This window comes from Mesorhizobium sp. AR10 (assembly GCF_024746795.1).
GTDB lineage: Bacteria > Pseudomonadota > Alphaproteobacteria > Rhizobiales > Rhizobiaceae > Mesorhizobium.
In genome coordinates, this window is sequence record NZ_CP080524.1 from 5,334,768 (window position 1) to 5,353,201 (window position 18,434).

The following is an 18,434-nucleotide window of genomic DNA, read 5'->3' on the forward strand; positions in this document are numbered from 1 at the left end:
CTTCAACGCGCCGCGAGATTGGCGGCAGGAAGGATCGAGCATGTTTCGGTGCCGAAAGCCAGCAGCTTGCCATTGGCATCCTTGAGCGTCGCCTCCGAAACCGCCAGCGTGCGGCCCTTGTGCACGATCCTGCCTTCGCAAATCACCTCGCCGGTCCTCGGCGTAATCGGCCGCGTCAAATTCACCTTGAACTCCGCCGTCGTATAGGCCTCGCCCCTGTCGAGTTGCGTCTGTACCGCGCAGCCAAGGGCCGAATCGAGCAGCGTCGCCGCCCAGCCACCATGCACGCTGCCGAGCGGGTTGAGGTGGCGCTCGTTGGGCATGCCGCGAAACACCGCGCGGCCGTCCGAAACTTCGGTGAGGGCAAAACTGAGCTGGAACGAGATCGGCGGCGCCGGGTATTTGCCGTCGATAATGCGCTGAAGCAGTTCCAGGCCGGTGTATTTGAGGATGTCGGCATGCGGAATGGTGCCGAGGCCGAGCGGCGAAACCCGGCCGGGATAAAGCTCGACTTCGCTCATGTGATGATTTCTCGGGCCGCGGTTTCTCCGGCAATCGCCTTGCCGCGCGCGTGGTGCTTGCGCAAGGCAGCGAGGAAGCCGGCGCGGGCGTCGGGCGGCTCGATGCCGCGCGGCTCGTAGACATGGCGGGCGAAGAAGAAGCCGGTCAGCCGGAAGGCGTCTTCCACTGCCGCCGCATCGGCGCGCAGGCCGGAGCCGCGCTGCAGGAAGGCCGGCAGCGCCAGCATCTTGTCGTGCCACGGCGCGCCGGCCTCACGCGACACGGCGCGGCCGGATTTCGGCGAGACATAGGCAAGGTCCTGCCTGCTGCCGGTTGCCGCGCACTGGCTGAGATCGAGGCCGAAGCCGAGTTCGTCGAGAATCAGCAGCTCGAAGCGCGCCACCAGCTCACCGGCGGCATCGGCATCGTCGAGATGCACGATCATCACCGCAAGCGTTTCGTAGAGGCCGCCATGGGCGTCGCGTTCAGGCAGCAGCCGCAGATGCTGAGCCATGGTCTGCAGCCCATAGACGGCAACGGCGCTGTCCATCAGCCGGGCAGCATTCATCTCGATCGCCTCGGCCTGGAAGGTGCCGAGATGCTCATCAAGCCGCGCCCGCCACAACAGGTCGACCCGGTTGCCGGGCTGCAGGACCGGCTGCTGCTTGCGCGAGCGGCCACCGCGCACGAGGCCGAGATGGCGGCCATGCGCGCGCGTCATCACCTCGAGAATGGCGCTGGTTTCGCCATGCTTGCGGGTGCCGAGAATGATTCCCTCGTCGCGCCATTCCATGGGCAGAGCTTGTCACCGCTTCGGTGGCGAAATCAAGATAAGGCTGAGCCGAGCGCAGGAAATGCAACCATCGGCGGCGGCGCAATTATCGGAAATTCATCGGAAACCGCTCGGGATTTCGCACCCCGCCGCTGCCAATAAGGGCGGGTTGACCAACGCGGTCGACGCACAGCCTGCCGGAACCGTTCGGCTGGCTCGTGTTCAGATGCATGTCGACCGATCGGGCAGCCCGGCGACCTCTCATGACCATCTGCCCACCGAGAGGACCTGAGATGACTGCCTTCCTGATCCTGGTGCGAAGGCACCAACTGACCACTTTCTTTTCCCTGACACTGGGCCTGACCTGGCTGGCCTTCATCCCGTTCTGGCTGTCGAATGGCGACAGCATCCCCTGGTTTACCTTCGGCCCCATCGTGTCCGGCTTCATCGTCGCCGCCCTTTCCGGAGGCTGGGCCTCGGTCAAGGCCATCCTCGCCTCGATGGTGAAGTGGCGGGTCCATCCGCTGTGGTACCTGGTGGCGTTCGGGCTGCCGTTCGGGGCGCAGCTGGCCTCGATCCTGATCAATCCGCTGTTTGGCGCAGCAGCACCCGCCTGGGGCAATATTCCCGCTCTGACCCAGATGCTGCCGATCATCGCGCTGTACGCAGTCTTCAGCGGTCCGCTCGGCGAAGAGCCGGGATGGCGCGGCTTTGCGGTGCCGCGTCTGGTGGCCAATCACTCGGCGCTTGCCGGCAGCCTGATCCTCGGTGTGATCTGGGCCATCTGGCACTTCCCGCTCGGCCTGGTCGGCGACCTCAGCGTCTACGGCACGATCAATGTGGTGCTGGCGGCGGTGGTGTTCACCTGGCTCTACCAGAACACCGGCAGCGTGCTTCTCGCCATCATCATGCACATCACGCATCAGAACAGCGTGCGCTTCCTCGGCAAGGTGTTCGTCGACGGCGACTATGTGCAGCAGCAGTGGATCGGTGTCGCGATCTGGGCGGTCATTGCCGTCGCCATCATCGCCTACTACGGCAGCGAAAGTTTTGTCCGTAGGCCGAAAACGCAGCTTGCGGTCGCTGGGGCTGTCTAAGTCCTCCCAAAACGATGGCGGCGCCTAACCGGCGCCGCCATTTCTGTCGGCTCATCTTGCGGCGGCGTCACGTCCCGCGCGCGTGTGATCGGCAAGCACTTCCTCGATCACATGCCGGGACTTGTCGACTTCGACCGGATGGACGTCGATATGTCCGGCGAGCGTGATCAGCGCCTTCCACAGCGTCCAGCCACGACCGCGCGCCCACATTGCCTCGTCGGCAGGAAGACCGGCGCGAAACGCCTCCCGGCTTTTGCCTTCGAAGAGCGTCCAGGCAATCGCCAGATCGCATGAGGGATCGCCCACCCCCGAAGTCCCGAAGTCGATCACGGCGCTCAACCGTCCCCGCCTGACCAGCAGGTTTCCCCAACTGACATCACCGTGGAACCAGACAGGCGCGCCATGCCATGTTGCCGCAAGTGCTGCCTCCCATACTGCGGTCGCAGCGCGGGTATCGATCTTGCCATCGAGGGCTGCAATGGCTCGCCAGGTTTCACCATCATAGACGCTCAGCGGTCCGCCGCGAAAAAAGTTGTGCTGTCCTGGCGCCGGTCCGCCCGCAGGGTCGATCCGCTGCAAGGCAACCAGGAACTCGGCCAGGTCTGCTGCGAATTGCGGCAGGCTGGCGATACGCTCCCGCTTCGCCGTCTCGCCTTCGATCCAACCATAGACAGACCAATGCCAGGGATAGTCGTCGGCTGGCATCCCCATCGCCAAAGGCACAGGTATTGGCAGGGGCAACAGCGGCGCCAGCCTTGGCAACCAGCGATGCTCTTTTTCGATTTGCAGGGCATAGGATGCGGCACTCGGCAGCCGCACGGTCATGTCATCGCCGAGATGGTAGGTCCTGTTGTCCCAGCCGCCTGCTGCAACCGGCCTGACGGCAAGGTCCTTCCATTGCGGAAATTGCGTGGCGATCAATCGGCTGACAAGAGCGGCGTCGATGTTCAGCTTGCTGCCCATGGACCCTAGTGCGGAAACTCCAGGCCCATCTCGCGATAGCGCTCGGGGTCGTCGCCCCAGTTCTCGCGCACCTTGACGAACAGGAACAGGTGCACCTTCTGTTCGAGGATGCCGGCGATCTCCAGGCGCGCCGCCTGGCCGATGGCGCGGATCGTCTCGCCCTTGTGGCCAAGCACGATCTTCTTCTGGCTGTCGCGCTCGACATAAATGGTCTGGTCGATGCGCACCGAGCCGTCCGGCTTCTCTTCCCATTTCTCGGTCTCGATATGTGAGGAATAGGGCAATTCCTGATGCAGCCGCAGATAGAGCTTTTCGCGGGTGATCTCGGCCGCGAGCTGACGCATCGGCAGGTCGGAGATCTGATCCTCGGGATAATACCAGGGACCGGCCGGCAGCGTTTCGGCGAGATAGTCGAGCAGATCCTTGCAGCCCGATCCGGTCAACGCCGAGACCATGAAGGTGCGCTTGAACGGCACTCTTTCGTTCGCTGCCGCGGTCAAAGCCAGCAGCGCCTCGTGCTTGACCCGGTCGACCTTGTTGAGGATCAGCACCATCGGCTGGCGCACATCCTTCAGCCGTTCGAGGATGGCGTCGGCATCGCCCCTGATGCCGCGTTCGGCATCGATCAGCAAGAGCACGATATCGGCATCCTTGGCACCGCCCCAGGCGGTCGTCACCATCGCCGTGTCCAGCCGCCGCTTCGGCTTGAAGATGCCCGGCGTGTCGACGAAGACGATCTGCGCATTCTCATGCGTGGCGATGCCGCGCACGATGGCGCGGGTGGTCTGCACCTTGTGCGTCACGATCGACACCTTGGCGCCGACCAACTGGTTGACCAGCGTCGATTTCCCCGCATTGGGCGCGCCGATCAGCGCGACGAAGCCGGAGTGCGTGGCGACAGCTTCTGCTGCCGGAGAGGTATCTTCGGTGGCGGTCATGCCGCGCTCCCTTGGTTAGGCCAGACGCCTTCGCGCAGCAAAAATGCCGAGGCCGCCGCTTCTTCGGCAGCCCTGCGGGAACCGCCTATGCCGGTTGACGGCGCAAAACCGTCAACCCGCACGGAAACCGTGAAAACAGGCTGGTGGTCCGGTCCCTCGCGTTTTTGGATCGCATATTCAGGACGGGCATCGCTTGTCTTGGCAATCCATTCCTGCAATTCGGATTTTGGATTGGGCGGCTTGGCGACGACCATCCGTGCGCGCGGCTCCCAGTAACGCAAGACGAAACGCCGTGCAGCGTCGATGCCACCATCAACATAAATCGCCGCAATCAGAGCTTCGACGGCGTCGGCCAGATAACCACCGCCCAAGCCCCGCGACCGTGCCTTCAAGGTAGCATCGGCGCGAACCAGATTTTCCAACTCCATTTCAACGCCGATCTCGGAGCATGTGCGCGAATCGACCAGTGCATTGAAGCGCGGCGCGATCTCTCCTTCGGGAGCGTCAGGAAATTGTGCGAAAAGCATGTCGGCGACGACGAGGCCGAGCACCCGGTCGCCGAGAAATTCGAGGCGTTCGTTGTTCCTGACCGCCTTGACCGCGCTGGAATGGGTCAGCGCGGTCTCGAGCAGCCGCATGTCCTTGAAAGCATGGCCCGTCTTGGCCTGCACCTCACCGGCCAATGCTTCGCCAGTCGGGCGCTTCAAAGCCATCAATTAACGAAATGGAACAGGCGCGAGGCGCGGATCTGCGACGGCCATTTCCAGATTTCGAGCGGGCTCGCCTTGCCGGCGATCGAGAAGAAAACGATGTTGGCACGACCGACCAGGTTGTCGGCAGGCACGAAACCTACGGTGAAGCGGCTATCGCTGGAATTGTCGCGGTTGTCGCCCATCATGAAATAGTGGCCGGGCGGCACGTCGAATTCACGCGTGTTGTCGCCGAGCGAGGTCGGCGCGATATCCAGCGTATCGTAGCTGACACCGTTCGGCAGCGTTTCCCGGTACACATCGATCGGATGATCCTCCTCGGTGATGTCGGGATTGTCGATCTGGCCGGTTTTCACGCGCGGCACGCCGGCGCCGTTGATGAACAGCTGGCCGTCCTTCACCTGGATCTTGTCGCCCGGCAGGCCGACGACACGCTTGATGTAGTCGACGGACGGGTCCGGCGGGAACTTGAACACCACCACGTCGCCGCGCTTCGGCTCGGAGCCCCAGATGCGGCCCGAAAAGAGGTTCGGACCGAACGGCAGCGAATAGCGGGAGAAGCCATAGGACCATTTGGTGACGAAGAGATAGTCGCCTTCGAGCAAGGTCGGCCGCATCGACCCGGACGGGATCGAGAACGGCTGGAACAGCAGCGTACGAATGACCAGCGCAAGCAGCAGCGCCTGGACGATGACGCTGACGGTTTCGCCAAGTCCGCCGGATTTCTTCTCGGATTTTTCAGCCACGCTCATGTCGTCCTCGATTGTGCGTTGGTGGTATAGAGTCTCGGCGCGCGCTGGGCAACGTCATGCCGGTCGTCTGATGCAATCAATGTGGCGCTTCTTCGACGGGCAACGCCTCGATGATCACAAAGGCTTGAGCGAGCGGAAAATCGTCGGTGATTGTGAGGTGGATCGCCGCTTTGTGCCCCTCCGGCAGGATTTTGCCCAGCCGCACCGCGGCTCCACCGGTCAGCGCCATGGTCGGTTTGCCGCTGGCCAGGTTGACGACGCCCATGTCGCGCCAGAACACGCCTTGCGCCAGACCGGTGCCCAGCGCCTTGGCGCAGGCCTCCTTGGCGGCGAAGCGCTTGGCATAGGAGGCCCCGCGCGCCCGGCGGTTTTCGGAGCGGGCCTGCTCGACCTCGGTGTAGATGCGCTGAATGAAGCGCTGGCCATGGCGCTCCAGCGACTTTTCGATGCGTCTGATATCGATCAGGTCGCTGCCGATGCCGATGATCATTCCGCGGGAACTTCCCGTCCGCCTCGTCCTGCCTTTTCGGCCAGGCGCGTGCGCCGCTGTTCGCGGAATGTGGTCATGCCCCAGCGCGTGATGCCGTAGAACAAGAGGCCGAAGATCAAGCCAAGCGGTATCGCGCCGATCGTCATCGGTTTCAGCACCGGTCCCCACAATTGCGAAAAGGAAAGGTTATGCAGCATGGCGCCGAGATGCGCGGGCGGCCCGTGCGCCGGCAGGTGTTCATGCAGGATCAGCTTGCCGGTCTCCCAGGATGCGCCCCACAGCAGCGGAAAGGTCAGCGGATTGCCGACCGCGGTGCCGAGTGCCGCCGCCACCAGATTGCCGGCAATCACCCAGGAAACGGCGAAGGCGATGACGAAATGGAAGCCGAGCGGGAAAAACGAAGCGAACACGCCGGCCGCGACACCGGCGGCGACGGCGTGCGGGGTGGCCTTCAGCCGCAGGATGCGTTTGGAAAAATACTGCAGCGAGCGCGAGAACGAGCGGCGCGGCCACAGATAGGTGCGCACCCGCTCGAAAAAACCATCAGGCTTGCGGCGTCGAAAAAGCACTTGTTCCAGTTCCTGGTTCACCAACGCCGGCAGCTCGGCCATTCGGGCCGGTGCGCGATAGTACATCTTGCGCTTTGGGGTCGCCGGAAGGCAACCGCCACGTTGATATAGCGACAGGCTGGCCGCAGGACAACAAGGCTGCGCGCCGCCGATCGTTGCCGCCCTTGGCCAGCGCCGGCGTTTCGCCGCGAACACGGTACAATCCCGGTGGATTTGAGAAGCACGTTCAGCGCGGCAATCAGCAGCGGGCCAAGACCCTACGACTTGTATTCGCTGACCTCGACGAGGTTGCCGTCAGGATCGCGAAAATACACCGACATCATCGGGCCGCGCGCACCGATCCGCTCGACCGGGCCGACTTCGACGACAACGCCATTGGCCGCCAGGCTGGCGCAGATCTCGGCGAGCGGCCGGGCAGCGACCAGGCAGAAATCCCCGGAGCCGGGCGTCGGCGCCTTGGCTTTCGGCTCGAAGGTGCGCGTTGCCTCGTGCAGATTGATCTTCTGCGTCCCGAAAACCAGCGCCGTCGGCCGGTTCGGCTCATCAAGGCGCTTGAGGCCGAGGACGCGCTGGTAGAAGTCGCAGCTGTCATCCACAGAGCGAACCGTCAGCACGAAATGATCGATGCCGGCAATCATTTCGGTCAGATGTTGCGGCTGCCGGGCTTGATGGCCGGTATGGCGGCGAGTTCGGGCGGCAGCCTGTCGGCCGGGTAGGCTGGAACCTCGTATTCGGCGAGTGCGATCAGCGGCACGCCGACATCGGTCTTGCCGGCCGAGCGGTCGATGATGCAGGCGGCGGCCACGACCTCGGCGCCAAGCGCGCGCAGGCACTCGATGGTCTCGCGGATCGACAGGCCGGTGGTGACGATGTCCTCGACGATGACGACGCGCGACCCCCTGGCGATCTCGAAGCGGCGGAGCCTGAACTCGCCCCCTTCCCGCTCGACCCAGATCGCCGGCACACCAAGATGGCGCGAGGTCTCGTAGGCCGGGATCAGCCCGCCGATCGCCGGGCCGACGACATAGTCGATCTTGCCGGGCACGGCCGTGCGGATCTTTTCGGCCAGCGCCTTGCACAGGCGCTCGGTCTTGTCGGCATGCATGAACACCCGCGCCTTTTGCAGGAAGACCGGGCTCCGCAAGCCCGACGTCAGGATGAAATGGCCTTCGAGAACGGCGCCGGCCTCGCGGAAAATACCCAGCACTTCGTCGGTGTTCATCGTTGCCTTATCCCCCAGGCCCAGTGGTGTTAGCCGTTGACGCGCCGCGCATCGCTGACGCTCGAATTGTCCTTGAGCTGCGACAGCAGCCGGTTCAGGTGCTTCAGATCCCAGACTTCCAGATCGATCAGCATTTCGGTGAAATCGGGCGCGGTGCGCACCATCGACAATGTATGGATGTTGGCGTCGTTGGACGCAACGACCTGGGCGATGTCCGCCAGCGAGCCCGGCGCGTTGATGGCGGTGACCGAAACACGCGCCGGAAACCGCTCCTTGGTGCGCTCGTCAATGTCCCAGCGCACGTCGATCCAGCGCTCGGGCTGGTCGTCAAAGGCTTGCAGGGCCGGCGACTGGATCGGATAGATGGTGATGCCGGTTCCGGGCTGCACGATGCCGACGATGCGGTCGCCGGGCACGGCACCTTCCGGCGCGAAGCGCACCGGCAGGTCGCCACGCACGCCGCGGATCGGCACGGCGCCGTCCTTCGGCTGGTCCTTGTCCTTGCGCGCGGCGCGGCCCGGAATCTGGAACAGCATGCCGGCGGCGTTGCGGATCTTCGACCAGCCCTCCTCGCGCTGCTTGGGGGCGGCGAGCGTCACGCGCTCGTCCTTGTAGTCGGGGAACACCGCCTTCATGACGTCGGTGGAAGCAAGTTCGCCGCGCCCGACCGAGGCCAGCACATCCTCGATGTCCTTGCGCGCCAGCCGGTGCAGCACCGGCTTCAGGCTTTCCTTGGTGAAGGTCTTGCCGGCCCGTTCGAAGGCGCGCTCCAGAATGCGGGCGCCGAGGCCAGAATACTGCTTGCGGATGGCGTTCTTGGTGGCGCGGCGGATCGCCGAACGCGCCTTGCCGGTGACGACGACCGATTCCCAGGCCGCGGGCGGCACCTGCGCCTTGGAGCGGATGATCTCGACCTCATCACCGTTCTTCAGCTCGGTCATCAGCGGCATGATGCGGCCGTTGACCTTGGCGCCGACGCACGTGTCGCCGACATCGGTGTGCACGGCATAGGCGAAGTCGATCGGCGTGGCGCCGCGCGGCAGCGCGATCAGCAAGCCCTTGGGCGTGAAGCAGAACACCTGGTCCTGGAACAGTTCCAGCTTGGTGTTTTCGAGGAAATCCTCCGGATTGTCGCCTTCGGCAAGCTGCTCGATGGTGCGCCGCAGCCAGGCATAGGCGTTGGTCTCCTTCGAGATCGCCTGCGCAGTGCCATTCACCCTGCCGCCGGCATCCTTGTAGACCGAATGCGCGGCAACGCCGTATTCGGCGATCTTGTTCATCTGATGGGTGCGGATCTGCAGTTCGACGCGTTGGCGCGACGGCCCGACGATGGTGGTGTGGATCGAGCGGTAGTCGTTCTGTTTCGGCGTCGAGATGTAATCCTTGAAGCGGCCGGGCACCATCGACCACGTCGTGTGGATGGCGCCGAGTGCGCGATAGCAGTCCTCCGTGGACTCGACGACAACACGGAAGCCGAAGATGTCCGACAGCTGCTCGAAAGACAGCGCCTTGGCCTCCATCTTGCGGAACACCGACCACGGCTTCTTCTGGCGGCTCTTGACCTCGGCCTTGATTGAATATTTTTCGAACAGCGTGGACAACGCCTTCTCGATCTCGGACAGCACATCCTTGTTGCGCTCGAAGATTTCGGCGAGTCTGGCGGTGACGGCGCGGTAGGCTTCCGGATTGATGAAGCGGAAGGCGATCTCCTCCAGCTCCTCGCGCATGCCTTGCATGCCCATGCGCCCGGCCAGCGGCGCATAGATCTCCATCGTCTCCTCGGCGATGCGCAGGCGCTTGGCTTCCGGCACATGGTCGAGGGTGCGCATGTTGTGCAGCCGGTCGGCGAGCTTGACCAGCAACACGCGGACGTCTTCGGAGATCGCCAGCAAGAGCTTGCGCAGGTTTTCCGCCTGCTCGGCCTTCTTGGAGACGAGGTCGAGCTTCTTCAGCTTGGTCAGACCCTCGACCAGCTTGCCCATTTCCGGGCCGAACAACTCGTCGATCTCGGCCCGCGTTGCCGTGGTGTCCTCGATCGTATCGTGCAGCAGGGCAACGGCGATGGTCGCCTCGTCCATGTGCATTTCGGTAAGGATGGCGGCGACTTCGAGCGGATGCGAGAAGTAGGGGTCGCCGGAAGCGCGCTTCTGGTGGCCATGCTTCTGCATGGCATAGACGTAGGCCTTGTTGAGCAACGCCTCGTTGACGTCAGGCTTGTAGCGCTGGACGCGCTCGACAAGCTCATACTGACGCATCATGGGCGCGATCTCACAGGGCTGAAATGAATCATGCGCCGCACGGGTGCACGGCGCATGTCATAGATAGCCACGAAACTGCCGATACGGAAGTGCCGGAAGGTTATTCCAGCTGGCTCCGGATCAAAGCTCTCTCAGTAGTCGTCGCTCTTTTCCGGCGGCACCAGACCCTCGATGCCGGCCAGCAGGTCTTCTTCGGTCATGCGGTCGAAGGTGACGTTGTCCTCGGCGTCGTCGGCATCGGTTGCCGCAACAGCGCCGCCGGTCTGGTCGGCGATCGCCTCGCCGTCGGCGGCTTCCGGCTCGTCGACCTCGACATGCTTCTGCAGCGAGTGGATCAGGTCTTCCTTGAGGTCGTCGGGCGACAACGTCTCGTCGGCGATCTCGCGCAGCGCCACGACCGGGTTCTTGTCGTTGTCGCGCGGAACGGTGATCGGCGCGCCCTGGCTGATCTGCCGGGCGCGGTGGCCGGCCAGAAGCACCAGTTCGAAGCGGTTGTCGACCTTGTCGATGCAATCTTCAACGGTTACGCGGGCCATGAGCTGCCCCTTTCTGCGATGGATTTGATGGAAAACAGGCGCGGTCCTTAACCTGAACGCCGCCAAAATACAAGCTTCATGGCAATGCCGGTGCAATGCAGGCTGCGGGGCTGGCCAATGCCGGCTCCGGGGCCGGGTCAATGCCCCGGCTGGTAGCGCGCCGCCCACGCAGAGACGGCACCGATCACAATTGCTTGCAGTGCGCCGGCACGCCCTTGGAATGCCGTAAAACTGGCGCTATCTCGAATGATGAAAGGTCAGCCGGTTTATTACGAGCCGACCGATATCACTGACGCATTACGTTTAGACGGCCAGTTATTTCGAAAAAGGGATATTTTCCATGTTCGACCCTCGTGAAAAAATCGCCCTTTTTATCGACGGCGCCAATCTCTATGCGACCTCGCGCGCGCTCGGCTTCGACATCGACTATCGCAAGCTGCTGGCGAGCTTCCAGAAGCGCGGCTATCTGCTGCGTGCTTACTACTACACGGCGCTGGTCGAGGATCAGGAATATTCCTCGATCCGGCCGCTGATCGACTGGCTCGACTATAACGGCTTCAAGGTGGTGACCAAGCCGGCCAAGGAATTCACCGACTCGACCGGCCGCCGCAAGATCAAGGGCAATATGGACATCGAGCTGACCGTCGATGCGCTGGAACTCGCCGATGTCGTCGACCACTATGTCATCTTCTCCGGCGACGGCGATTTCCGCACCCTGGTCGAGGCACTGCAGCGGCGCGGGCGCAAGGTCTCGGTCGTCTCCACCATGGCCTCGCAGCCGCCGATGATCTCCGACGACCTGCGCCGCCAGGCCGACCATTTCATCGACCTGATGACGCTGAAGAACGAAGTCGGCCGCGATCCGTCCGAGCGGCCGGTGCGCCGGCCCGAGCCGGCCGAGGTCGAAGAGGACGACTACTGAGGCAGGGCGTTGACCGCCCCGTTGGTTGCCTCGCCCGAACCCGGCCGCGACTGCCCGCTCTGCCCGCGGCTGCACGATTTCATTGCACAGTGGCGGCAGCGCGAACCGTCCTGGTTCAACGCGCCGGTGCCGACCTTCCTGCCGCCTCAGGGCGAGGAGGCGGTGCAACTGCTGATCGTCGGGCTGGCGCCCGGCCTGCGCGGCGCCAACCGGACGGGGCGCCCCTTCACCGGCGACTTTGCCGGCGACCTGCTTTATAGCACACTGATCGCGCACGGTTTTGCGCGCGGCGAGTTCAAGGCCAGGCCGGATGACGGGCTGCAACTCGTTGGCACGGCGATCACCAATGCGGTGCGCTGCGTGCCGCCGGAGAACAAGCCGGTCGGTGCGGAGATTGCCACCTGCCGGACTTTCCTGGTGCCGACGATCGCACGGTTTCCAAATCTGCGCGCCGTGCTGGCACTGGGCTCGATTGCCCACCAGTCGACCGTGCGGGCGCTGGGTGGGCGCGTCGCGGCCTACCCGTTCAAGCATGGCGGACAGTTGCAGGCCGGCGGCATCACACTGTTTTCCAGCTATCACTGCTCGCGCTACAACACCAACACCGGCGTGCTGACGGAGGCCATGTTCGTCAATGTCTTCAACCAGATAGAAGCTTTTCTGCAGAGTTAGATTCGGGCTGGCGACCTCCGATCAAAAGCCTTCGAGGACAATCTTCCCCTTGGCCTTGCCGCTCTCGATAAGCGCATGGGCGCGCTTCAGATTGGCCGCATTGATAGGGCCGAACGCCTCGCCCAATGTCGTGCGGATGGTGCCTGCGTCGACAAGCCGGGCCAATTCGTTGAGGTGCTCGCCCTGTGCTGCCATATCCGCCGTCTCGAATATCGACCGGGTGAACATCAGCTCCCAATGCACGGAGACGCTCTTGCGCTTGAACGGATTGATATCGAGCGACTGGGGATCGTCGATCAAGCCGAAACGGCCTTGAGGTGCGATCAAGTCAGCTATCTCGGCCAGATGGCGGTCGGTGTTGGTCGTCGAGAACACAAAGGCTGGTGCGCCGATGCCGAGTGCAGCGACTTCAGCAGCGAGTGGCCTGGAATGGTCGATCACATGATGAGCGCCAAGTCCAAGCACCCAGTCCCGTGTTTCGGGCCGCGATGCGGTGGCGATAACCGTCAGATCGGTCAGTTGGCGCGCAAGCTGCACCGTGATCGAACCGACGCCGCCGGCGCCGCCAATGATCAAGATGGCGTTCGCGGCGCCCGCGACCGGCTTCTTGACATCGAGGCGATCGAACAGGGCCTCCCAGGCGGTGATCGCGGTCAATGGCAGCGCCGCAGCCTGCGCATAGCCTAGCGAGCGCGGCTTGCGGCCGACAAGGCGCTCATCGACGAGATGGAACTCGGCATTGGTGCCTTGCGGCGCGAGCGCACCGGAATAGAAGACGTCGTCTTCGGGCTTGAACAGGTTGGCGTCTGGACCCACGGCGACGACCCGACCGGCAGCGTCCCAGCCGAGCACGCGCCAGGTTCCGGCTTCGGGCCTGGCACTTCGCCGTATCTTGGTGTCGACCGGGTTGACCGAGACCGCCTTCACCTCGACCAGCAGTTGACGGCCTTTCGGCTCCGGCTTGGGCAAATCGATATCGACAAGGGAAGTCTCGTCAGTGATGGGGGCGGGGTTTTGATAGCCGACGGCGCGCATCTTCTTCTCCATGTTGTGTAGGATAGAGATGCCGTCTACGATCTCCATGCGCAAGAATGCACATATAAAGCACATAGTGTCGAAAAGGATACCGTCATGCCGCGCATTCGCCATGAGCGATTCGATTGCAGCCCCGGCTGCACCGTGGAGGGAACGCTGCGCTACATCGACGGAAAATGGAAAGGCGTCGTGCTCTACCATCTGTTCGAGGGCACGCTTCGCTTCAACGAGATACGCCGGCGCATTCCGAACTGCACGCAGCGAATGCTGACCAACCAGCTTCGCGAACTGGAGGCCGATGGGCTGATTGCCCGCAAGATCTATCCGGAAGTGCCGCCGAAGGTGGAATACAGCCTGACACAGCGCGGCAGAAGCCTGGAGCCGGTGATTACCGCCCTGAAAATCTGGGGCGATGCCAATGTGATACTCACGCCAGAGAGTTCCCAGGCCGCGGCCTGAATGCCCTGACCAGGCTCGAGGGAATCACTCAGCTTCCGGAGCGATCGATCCCGCAAACAGTGCCGCAAGCTTCTCCTGCCCGCCCTGAAGAACATTCAGATCGACATCGCCGACGATGCCGTCGACGCGGCCCCTGTTGTGGTACTGCCAGTAGATCCAGTCGTCATGGCCCGGCCACAGTGCCAGCGAACGAAGCCACAGCGGGCGAACGGCGATATGCCCGGCATAGGCATCCGCGGCGTCATCGGTCAGATAGACGATCGCTGGCTTGCCAAACGCTGCCTCGACAGGTCCGAGGAATGCCTGGAGCTCGGCATTCAGCTGCTCAGGGGATGGCCGTTGCGGGCAATTGCCGCCGAACTCGATGTCGACAACCGGCGGCAAAAGAGGCTGATCGTTCGGTACGACCGAAATGAAATTGCGCGCCTGGTCGGCACCCGGTCGGCAGAAGGTGAAGAAATGATAGGCGCCGACCGCAAGGCCTGCGGCGCGGGCCTCGCGCAGATTGGTCGCGAAGGCATCGTCGATGTGGTCGCCGCCTTCGGTCGCCTTGATGACGGCGAAGGCGACATCGTCGGCGGCAACACGCCGCCAGTCGATCGGGCCCTGATGATGGGAGACGTCGATGCCCCTGACCGGATATCTATCGCGGTCCGGAGAAAATGTGCGGAAGTAAAGGAAGCCGCCCGCCGCGACGAGGCATGCCAGGAGCAGAGTGCCCGCGCCCCAAAGAATCCAACGGTTCTTCAAAAGAGCGGCTCCCAGACTACCCACGCTCCTTCAGCAACCGGCCCTTCTCGCGCGACCAGTCGCGCTGCTTTTCGGTCTCGCGCTTGTCATGCAGTTTCTTGCCGCGGCCAACGGCGAGCAGCAGCTTGGCGCGGCCCTGGTCGTTGAAATAGATTTTCAGCGGCACCAGCGTCATGCCTTCGCGGTCGACGCTTTGCGACAGCTTGGCCATCTCGCGCTTGTTGAGCAGCAGCTTGCGGCGCCGGCGCGGCTCATGGTTGAAGCGGTTGGCCTGCAGATATTCCGGTAGGTAGGAGTTGATCAGCCAGATCTCGCCACCCTCGACCGAGGCATAGCTGTCCTGGATGTTGGCCTGGCCCTGGCGCAGCGACTTGACCTCGGTGCCGGTCAGCACAAGGCCGGTCTCGATCGTGTCGAGCACCTCATAGGAAAACCGCGCCTTGCGGTTTTCCGCAACGGTCTTGTTGTTGGGATCGGCTTTTCTGACTTGATTCATGATGTGGAGAGGTGGCGCCTCATCCCTAATTAATCAAGCCGGCGTGCTTCATGGCCGCATCGATCTTCTCGGCGGTCGATGCCTCGATCGTCACCAGCGGCGAGCGCACCACGTTCTCGACCTTGCCCAGCTTCGATAGCGCGTATTTGGCGCCGCACAGGCCAGGCTCGATGAAAATCGCCTTGTGCAGCGGCAGCAGACGGTCCTGCAACTCCAGCGCCTTGGCGCTGTCGCCGGACAGCGTGGCCTCCTGGAATTCGGCGCACAGCCGCGGCGCGACATTGGCGGTCACCGAGATGCAGCCGACACCGCCATGCGCGTTGAAGCCAAGTGCGGAGGCATCCTCGCCGGAGAGCTGGATGAAGTCCTTGCCGCAGGTGGCCCGCTGCTCGGAAACGCGTTCGACCTTGCCGGTGGCATCCTTGACGCCGACGATATTCTTGAAGTCGTGCGCCAGTTGGCCCATCGTCTCCGGGCTCATGTCGATCACCGAGCGCGGCGGGATGTTGTAGATGATGATCGGCAGCTTGGTCGCCTTGGCGACGGCGGCGAAATGCGCATAGAGACCGCGCTGCGTCGGCTTGTTGTAATAGGGCGTGACGACCAGAGCCGCGTCGGCACCCGCCTCTTCGGCATACTTGACCAGCCCGACCGCCTCTTCGGTGTTGTTGGAGCCGGCGCCGGCGACGACCGGGGCGCGGCCCTTGGCGACCTCGATGCAGACCTTGACGACCTGGCGATGCTCGTCGTGCGACAGCGTCGGCGACTCGCCGGTGGTGCCGACCGGGACCAGGCCCGTCGTGCCCTCGGCGAGCTGCCATTCGATGAACGCGCGAAAGGCTTTCTCGTCGAAACGCCCGCTCTTTTCGAACGGTGTCACGAGCGCGGTAAGCGAGCCTCTCAGCATGTCGTCCAACTCCTTGGGACTTCCCTGGTTCTTGGTATTTTGTCTTGGTGTTTTAATGTGGGCGCCTTCTAGCCGAAAGCGAAGCGGCGCACCATAGTCTCGACATTGTTGCGCGGCAAGCATTGCCATGGTGCCAGCAAGCGCAATTCGAACGACCTCGCCAACCCTGGTTTACGGGCTCTTCACGACATGAGTTTAGCCTCTGATGCTTCTGTGCCTGCTGACTTATGTGTAAGGACGGAAAGATGCCGACCCGGCGGCCTCGCCTTTTCGCGCTTCTTGGCGCCACGCTCGCGTTGATGCCGGGCATGGCGCTTGGCGGCAGCGCCGACGTGCAGGTCACGTCGGCCATCCCGATGCCGGGCGTGCGGAATAATGGCCCGCAACAGGATGCGCCTGCCTCGCCCAGCATCGCCCAGCTGAAGAGCGGTCTCGACGCGCTGGCCGCCAACGACATTCCAGGTGCGCGCACGGTGCGCGAGGCCTTGCCGGCCAAGTCGCTCGACCGCCACATCCTCGCCTGGGCAATCGCGCTCTATGGCGGCGACAAGGTGCCGAGCGGCGACATTGCGGACGCCGCAAAGATGCTGCCGAACTGGCCGGGCACGATCGCCTTGCGCAAGAACAGCGAGCGCGCGCTCTATCGCGAGAACCCCTCGCCACAGACGGTGGTGCAGGCGTTCAACGGCAGCCAGCCGCTGACAACAGAGGGCGTGGTGATCCTTGCCCGCTCCTATGTGTCGCTGGGCAACGCCAAGGCGGCGCGCTCGGTGCTGTCGCCATTCTGGCGCACCGAAAAGCTGGAGGCCAAGGACGAGACGGCTGTTATCAGGGAGTTCGGCAAGCTGATCCCGGCCGCCGATCATCGCTTCCGCATGGAGCGCATGTTCTATGCCGACCGGGTCAATTCCGCGCTGCGCGTTGCTGGTCTCGCCGGCGCCCAGCCTCTGGCCGACGCTTGGGCGGCGGCGGGCAGAGGCGACAAAAACGCGGCCAAATTGCTGAAGGCCGTGCCCGCAGCGCAGCGTTCGGCCGGCTATTTCTTCGCCCAGGCCGAATATCTGCGCAAGCAAGACAGGTTTTCCGACGCCGCCGCGATGGTGATGAAGGCGCCGAGCGACCGCGATGCGCTGGTCGATCCCGACGCCTGGTGGGTCGAACGCCGGGTGCTGTCGCGAGAACTGGTCGACCAGGGCGACATGAAGACCGCCTATAAGATCGTCGCCGCGCACGCCGCAGAAAGTGCCGCCAATGCGGCGGAGGCGGAGTTCCATGCCGGCTGGTATGCGCTACGCGGGCTCAATAACCCCGACACCGCCGCCAGGCATTTCGCGCGCATCGCCGATCTCGCCCAGGGGCCGATGTCGCTGTCGCGCGCCTATTACTGGCTTGGCCGTGCCGCCGAAGCCGGCGGTCCCGGCGATGCCAAGGATTATTTCACCCGCGCCGCGGCCTACGGCACGACCTTCTATGGCCAGCTCGCCGCGGAGCGCACTGGGCGAAAGACCCTCAACATCGCCTATCCGCATCCAAGTGCCACTGACCGCCAGAATTTTGCCACCCGCGAGGCCGTCAGCGCCATCAAGCGGCTGCAGGAGGCGGGCTATGACCGCTATGCCGATACGCTCTACCGCGACCTCGCCGGGCAGTTGACCAGCCCCGGCGAACTGGCGCTGCTCGCCGACCTAGCGGAAAAGCAGGGCAACCATTTCCTGGCATTGAAAGTCGGCAAGATCGCCGGCGCGCGCGGCATCGATGTCGGCGCGCTGTCGCATCCGCTGGGCGTCATTCCCGATTCGGCCGACATTTCCGGCTCCGGCAAGGCGCTGGCCTATGCGATCGCCCGTCAGGAAAGCGAGTTCAATATCGGCGCCGTCTCCAGCGCCGGTGCGCGCGGACTGCTGCAGCTGATGCCGGGGACCGCCCGGCAATTGGCGAAGGAGGCCGGAATGACCTTCTCGCAAGCACGGCTGACCACCGACGCCGGCTACAATGCGACGCTGGGCGCCGCCTTCCTCGGCGAGCAGCTCGGCCGCTTCAACGGCTCCTATGTGTTGACCTTTGCCGGCTACAATGCCGGCCCAAACCGCGCCGCCCAGTGGGTGGCAAAATATGGCGACCCGCGCGGCAAGGACGTGGACGCCGTCGTCGACTGGATCGAGCGGATTCCCTATACGGAAACAAGAAGTTACGTCCAGCGCGTGATGGAGAATTACGAAGTCTACAAGATGCGTATTTCCGGCAAGTACGACATTGTGGGCGATCTGGTGAACGGGCGGGGTTGAGGAGCCGGGCGACTCGAGAGGCGATTTCACCGAAGCTGCGATCTCCCCCTTGCGGGGGAGATGCCTGGCAAGGCAGAGGGGGGTGCTGTCCCTCGGACTA

At 63.6% G+C, this 18,434-nt stretch carries 21 protein-coding genes; 5 read left to right on the plus strand and 16 right to left on the minus strand.

The features are described from left to right. Positions 1-2 precede the first annotated feature (2 nt). Both LHFGNBLO_RS29705 and recO read right to left on the minus strand, forming a co-directional pair. Positions 3-521, minus strand: a complete 519-nt coding sequence (locus LHFGNBLO_RS29705; RefSeq protein WP_258603057.1) for a PaaI family thioesterase — start codon at positions 519-521, stop codon at positions 3-5. Continuing rightward, entirely contained in the window at positions 518-1,294 is a 777-nt protein-coding gene (gene recO / locus LHFGNBLO_RS29710; protein ID WP_258603062.1) for a DNA repair protein RecO, read from the minus strand. Before recO ends, LHFGNBLO_RS29705 begins: the two co-directional genes overlap by 4 nt. 272 nt (positions 1,295-1,566) lie before the next feature. On the opposite strand from recO, the gene LHFGNBLO_RS29715 reads away from it, so the two are divergent. Continuing rightward, a complete protein-coding gene (locus LHFGNBLO_RS29715) occupies positions 1,567-2,370 on the plus strand; it encodes a CPBP family intramembrane glutamic endopeptidase (protein WP_258603064.1) in 804 nt (267 codons plus the stop codon). 51 nt (positions 2,371-2,421) lie between these two features. Here LHFGNBLO_RS29715 and LHFGNBLO_RS29720 read toward each other — a convergent pair whose 3' ends face one another. The 10 genes from LHFGNBLO_RS29720 to rpoZ form a co-directional block, all read right to left on the minus strand. Next, on the minus strand, positions 2,422-3,333 hold the full coding sequence (locus LHFGNBLO_RS29720) for an aminoglycoside phosphotransferase family protein (RefSeq protein WP_258603066.1): 912 nt from the start codon (positions 3,331-3,333) through the stop codon (positions 2,422-2,424). Between the two features lie 5 nt (positions 3,334-3,338). After that, positions 3,339-4,271 (minus strand): GTPase Era, encoded by a 933-nt coding sequence (gene era / locus LHFGNBLO_RS29725; protein ID WP_258603071.1) that lies wholly within the window; start codon positions 4,269-4,271, stop codon positions 3,339-3,341. Continuing rightward, entirely contained in the window at positions 4,268-4,984 is a 717-nt protein-coding gene (gene rnc, locus LHFGNBLO_RS29730; RefSeq protein ID WP_258603082.1) for a ribonuclease III, read from the minus strand. The genes era and rnc overlap by 4 nt, the downstream gene beginning before the upstream one ends. After that, a complete protein-coding gene (gene lepB, locus LHFGNBLO_RS29735) occupies positions 4,984-5,733 on the minus strand; it encodes a signal peptidase I (RefSeq protein ID WP_258603085.1) in 750 nt (249 codons plus the stop codon). Before lepB ends, rnc begins: the two co-directional genes overlap by 1 nt. 76 nt (positions 5,734-5,809) lie before the next feature. Next, a complete protein-coding gene (gene acpS / locus LHFGNBLO_RS29740; RefSeq protein WP_258603087.1) occupies positions 5,810-6,223 on the minus strand; it encodes a holo-ACP synthase in 414 nt (137 codons plus the stop codon). Then, positions 6,220-6,792 (minus strand): DUF2062 domain-containing protein, encoded by a 573-nt coding sequence (locus LHFGNBLO_RS29745; protein WP_258603090.1) that lies wholly within the window; start codon positions 6,790-6,792, stop codon positions 6,220-6,222. The genes acpS and LHFGNBLO_RS29745 overlap by 4 nt, the downstream gene beginning before the upstream one ends. Positions 6,793-7,049: 257 nt before the next feature. Next, positions 7,050-7,430, minus strand: coding sequence for a VOC family protein (locus tag LHFGNBLO_RS29750; RefSeq protein ID WP_258603098.1), 381 nt, complete (start codon positions 7,428-7,430; stop codon positions 7,050-7,052). Positions 7,431-7,435: 5 nt separating this feature from the next. Further along, on the minus strand, positions 7,436-8,014 hold the full coding sequence (gene pyrE / locus LHFGNBLO_RS29755) for an orotate phosphoribosyltransferase (RefSeq protein WP_258603100.1): 579 nt from the start codon (positions 8,012-8,014) through the stop codon (positions 7,436-7,438). Between the two features lie 29 nt (positions 8,015-8,043). Further along, positions 8,044-10,272, minus strand: coding sequence for a RelA/SpoT family protein (locus tag LHFGNBLO_RS29760; protein ID WP_258603101.1), 2,229 nt, complete (start codon positions 10,270-10,272; stop codon positions 8,044-8,046). Positions 10,273-10,403: 131 nt separating this feature from the next. Continuing rightward, positions 10,404-10,808 carry a DNA-directed RNA polymerase subunit omega gene (gene rpoZ, locus LHFGNBLO_RS29765; RefSeq protein WP_258603112.1) on the minus strand — a complete coding sequence of 135 codons (405 nt, stop codon included), beginning with the start codon at positions 10,806-10,808 and terminating at the stop codon, positions 10,404-10,406. Between the two features lie 340 nt (positions 10,809-11,148). Between rpoZ and LHFGNBLO_RS29770 the strand changes: the two genes are divergently transcribed. Beyond that, on the plus strand, positions 11,149-11,730 hold the full coding sequence (locus tag LHFGNBLO_RS29770; protein ID WP_258603114.1) for an NYN domain-containing protein: 582 nt from the start codon (positions 11,149-11,151) through the stop codon (positions 11,728-11,730). Positions 11,731-11,739: 9 nt separating this feature from the next. Next, entirely contained in the window at positions 11,740-12,402 is a 663-nt protein-coding gene (locus LHFGNBLO_RS29775) for a uracil-DNA glycosylase (RefSeq protein ID WP_258603121.1), read from the plus strand. 21 nt (positions 12,403-12,423) lie between these two features. Here LHFGNBLO_RS29775 and LHFGNBLO_RS29780 read toward each other — a convergent pair whose 3' ends face one another. Then, complete coding sequence (locus LHFGNBLO_RS29780; protein ID WP_258609958.1) at positions 12,424-13,437, minus strand: zinc-binding alcohol dehydrogenase family protein; 1,014 nt, start codon at positions 13,435-13,437, stop codon at positions 12,424-12,426. A 96-nt stretch (positions 13,438-13,533) separates the two neighbouring features. On the opposite strand from LHFGNBLO_RS29780, the gene LHFGNBLO_RS29785 reads away from it, so the two are divergent. Next, positions 13,534-13,896, plus strand: coding sequence for a winged helix-turn-helix transcriptional regulator (locus LHFGNBLO_RS29785; RefSeq protein ID WP_258603123.1), 363 nt, complete (start codon positions 13,534-13,536; stop codon positions 13,894-13,896). 24 nt (positions 13,897-13,920) lie between these two features. Here LHFGNBLO_RS29785 and LHFGNBLO_RS29790 read toward each other — a convergent pair whose 3' ends face one another. Genes LHFGNBLO_RS29790 through dapA form a run of 3 tightly spaced genes read right to left on the minus strand, consistent with a single transcriptional unit; the run spans position 13,921 to position 16,049 of the window. Further along, the gene (locus LHFGNBLO_RS29790; RefSeq protein ID WP_258603124.1) at positions 13,921-14,646 is read right to left on the minus strand and encodes a glycoside hydrolase family 25 protein; all 726 of its coding nucleotides are present in this window, start codon (positions 14,644-14,646) and stop codon (positions 13,921-13,923) included. Positions 14,647-14,662: 16 nt separating this feature from the next. Further along, positions 14,663-15,142, minus strand: a complete 480-nt coding sequence (smpB, locus tag LHFGNBLO_RS29795; protein WP_027144197.1) for an SsrA-binding protein SmpB — start codon at positions 15,140-15,142, stop codon at positions 14,663-14,665. A 25-nt stretch (positions 15,143-15,167) separates the two neighbouring features. Beyond that, a complete protein-coding gene (gene dapA / locus LHFGNBLO_RS29800) occupies positions 15,168-16,049 on the minus strand; it encodes a 4-hydroxy-tetrahydrodipicolinate synthase (RefSeq protein ID WP_258603125.1) in 882 nt (293 codons plus the stop codon). Between the two features lie 245 nt (positions 16,050-16,294). Between dapA and LHFGNBLO_RS29805 the strand changes: the two genes are divergently transcribed. Further along, complete coding sequence (locus LHFGNBLO_RS29805; protein ID WP_258603127.1) at positions 16,295-18,334, plus strand: lytic transglycosylase domain-containing protein; 2,040 nt, start codon at positions 16,295-16,297, stop codon at positions 18,332-18,334. Positions 18,335-18,434 lie beyond the last annotated feature (100 nt).

Coding starts and splice junctions, on each gene's coding strand:
- LHFGNBLO_RS29705 (WP_258603057.1), bottom strand. CDS start 521: ATGAGCGAAGTCGAGCTTTATCCCGGCCGGGTTTCGCCGCTCGGCCTC.
- LHFGNBLO_RS29785 (WP_258603123.1), top strand. CDS start 13,534: ATGCCGCGCATTCGCCATGAGCGATTCGATTGCAGCCCCGGCTGCACC.
- LHFGNBLO_RS29760 (WP_258603101.1), bottom strand. CDS start 10,272: ATGATGCGTCAGTATGAGCTTGTCGAGCGCGTCCAGCGCTACAAGCCT.
- LHFGNBLO_RS29780 (WP_258609958.1), bottom strand. CDS start 13,437: ATGCGCGCCGTCGGCTATCAAAACCCCGCCCCCATCACTGACGAGACT.
- dapA (WP_258603125.1), bottom strand. CDS start 16,049: ATGCTGAGAGGCTCGCTTACCGCGCTCGTGACACCGTTCGAAAAGAGC.
- LHFGNBLO_RS29720 (WP_258603066.1), bottom strand. CDS start 3,333: ATGGGCAGCAAGCTGAACATCGACGCCGCTCTTGTCAGCCGATTGATC.
- LHFGNBLO_RS29805 (WP_258603127.1), top strand. CDS start 16,295: ATGCCGACCCGGCGGCCTCGCCTTTTCGCGCTTCTTGGCGCCACGCTC.
- pyrE (WP_258603100.1), bottom strand. CDS start 8,014: ATGAACACCGACGAAGTGCTGGGTATTTTCCGCGAGGCCGGCGCCGTT.
- acpS (WP_258603087.1), bottom strand. CDS start 6,223: ATGATCATCGGCATCGGCAGCGACCTGATCGATATCAGACGCATCGAA.
- era (WP_258603071.1), bottom strand. CDS start 4,271: ATGACCGCCACCGAAGATACCTCTCCGGCAGCAGAAGCTGTCGCCACG.
- LHFGNBLO_RS29715 (WP_258603064.1), top strand. CDS start 1,567: ATGACTGCCTTCCTGATCCTGGTGCGAAGGCACCAACTGACCACTTTC.
- LHFGNBLO_RS29750 (WP_258603098.1), bottom strand. CDS start 7,430: ATGATTGCCGGCATCGATCATTTCGTGCTGACGGTTCGCTCTGTGGAT.
- rnc (WP_258603082.1), bottom strand. CDS start 4,984: ATGGCTTTGAAGCGCCCGACTGGCGAAGCATTGGCCGGTGAGGTGCAG.
- smpB (WP_027144197.1), bottom strand. CDS start 15,142: ATGAATCAAGTCAGAAAAGCCGATCCCAACAACAAGACCGTTGCGGAA.
- rpoZ (WP_258603112.1), bottom strand. CDS start 10,808: ATGGCCCGCGTAACCGTTGAAGATTGCATCGACAAGGTCGACAACCGC.
- lepB (WP_258603085.1), bottom strand. CDS start 5,733: ATGAGCGTGGCTGAAAAATCCGAGAAGAAATCCGGCGGACTTGGCGAA.
- recO (WP_258603062.1), bottom strand. CDS start 1,294: ATGGAATGGCGCGACGAGGGAATCATTCTCGGCACCCGCAAGCATGGC.
- LHFGNBLO_RS29770 (WP_258603114.1), top strand. CDS start 11,149: ATGTTCGACCCTCGTGAAAAAATCGCCCTTTTTATCGACGGCGCCAAT.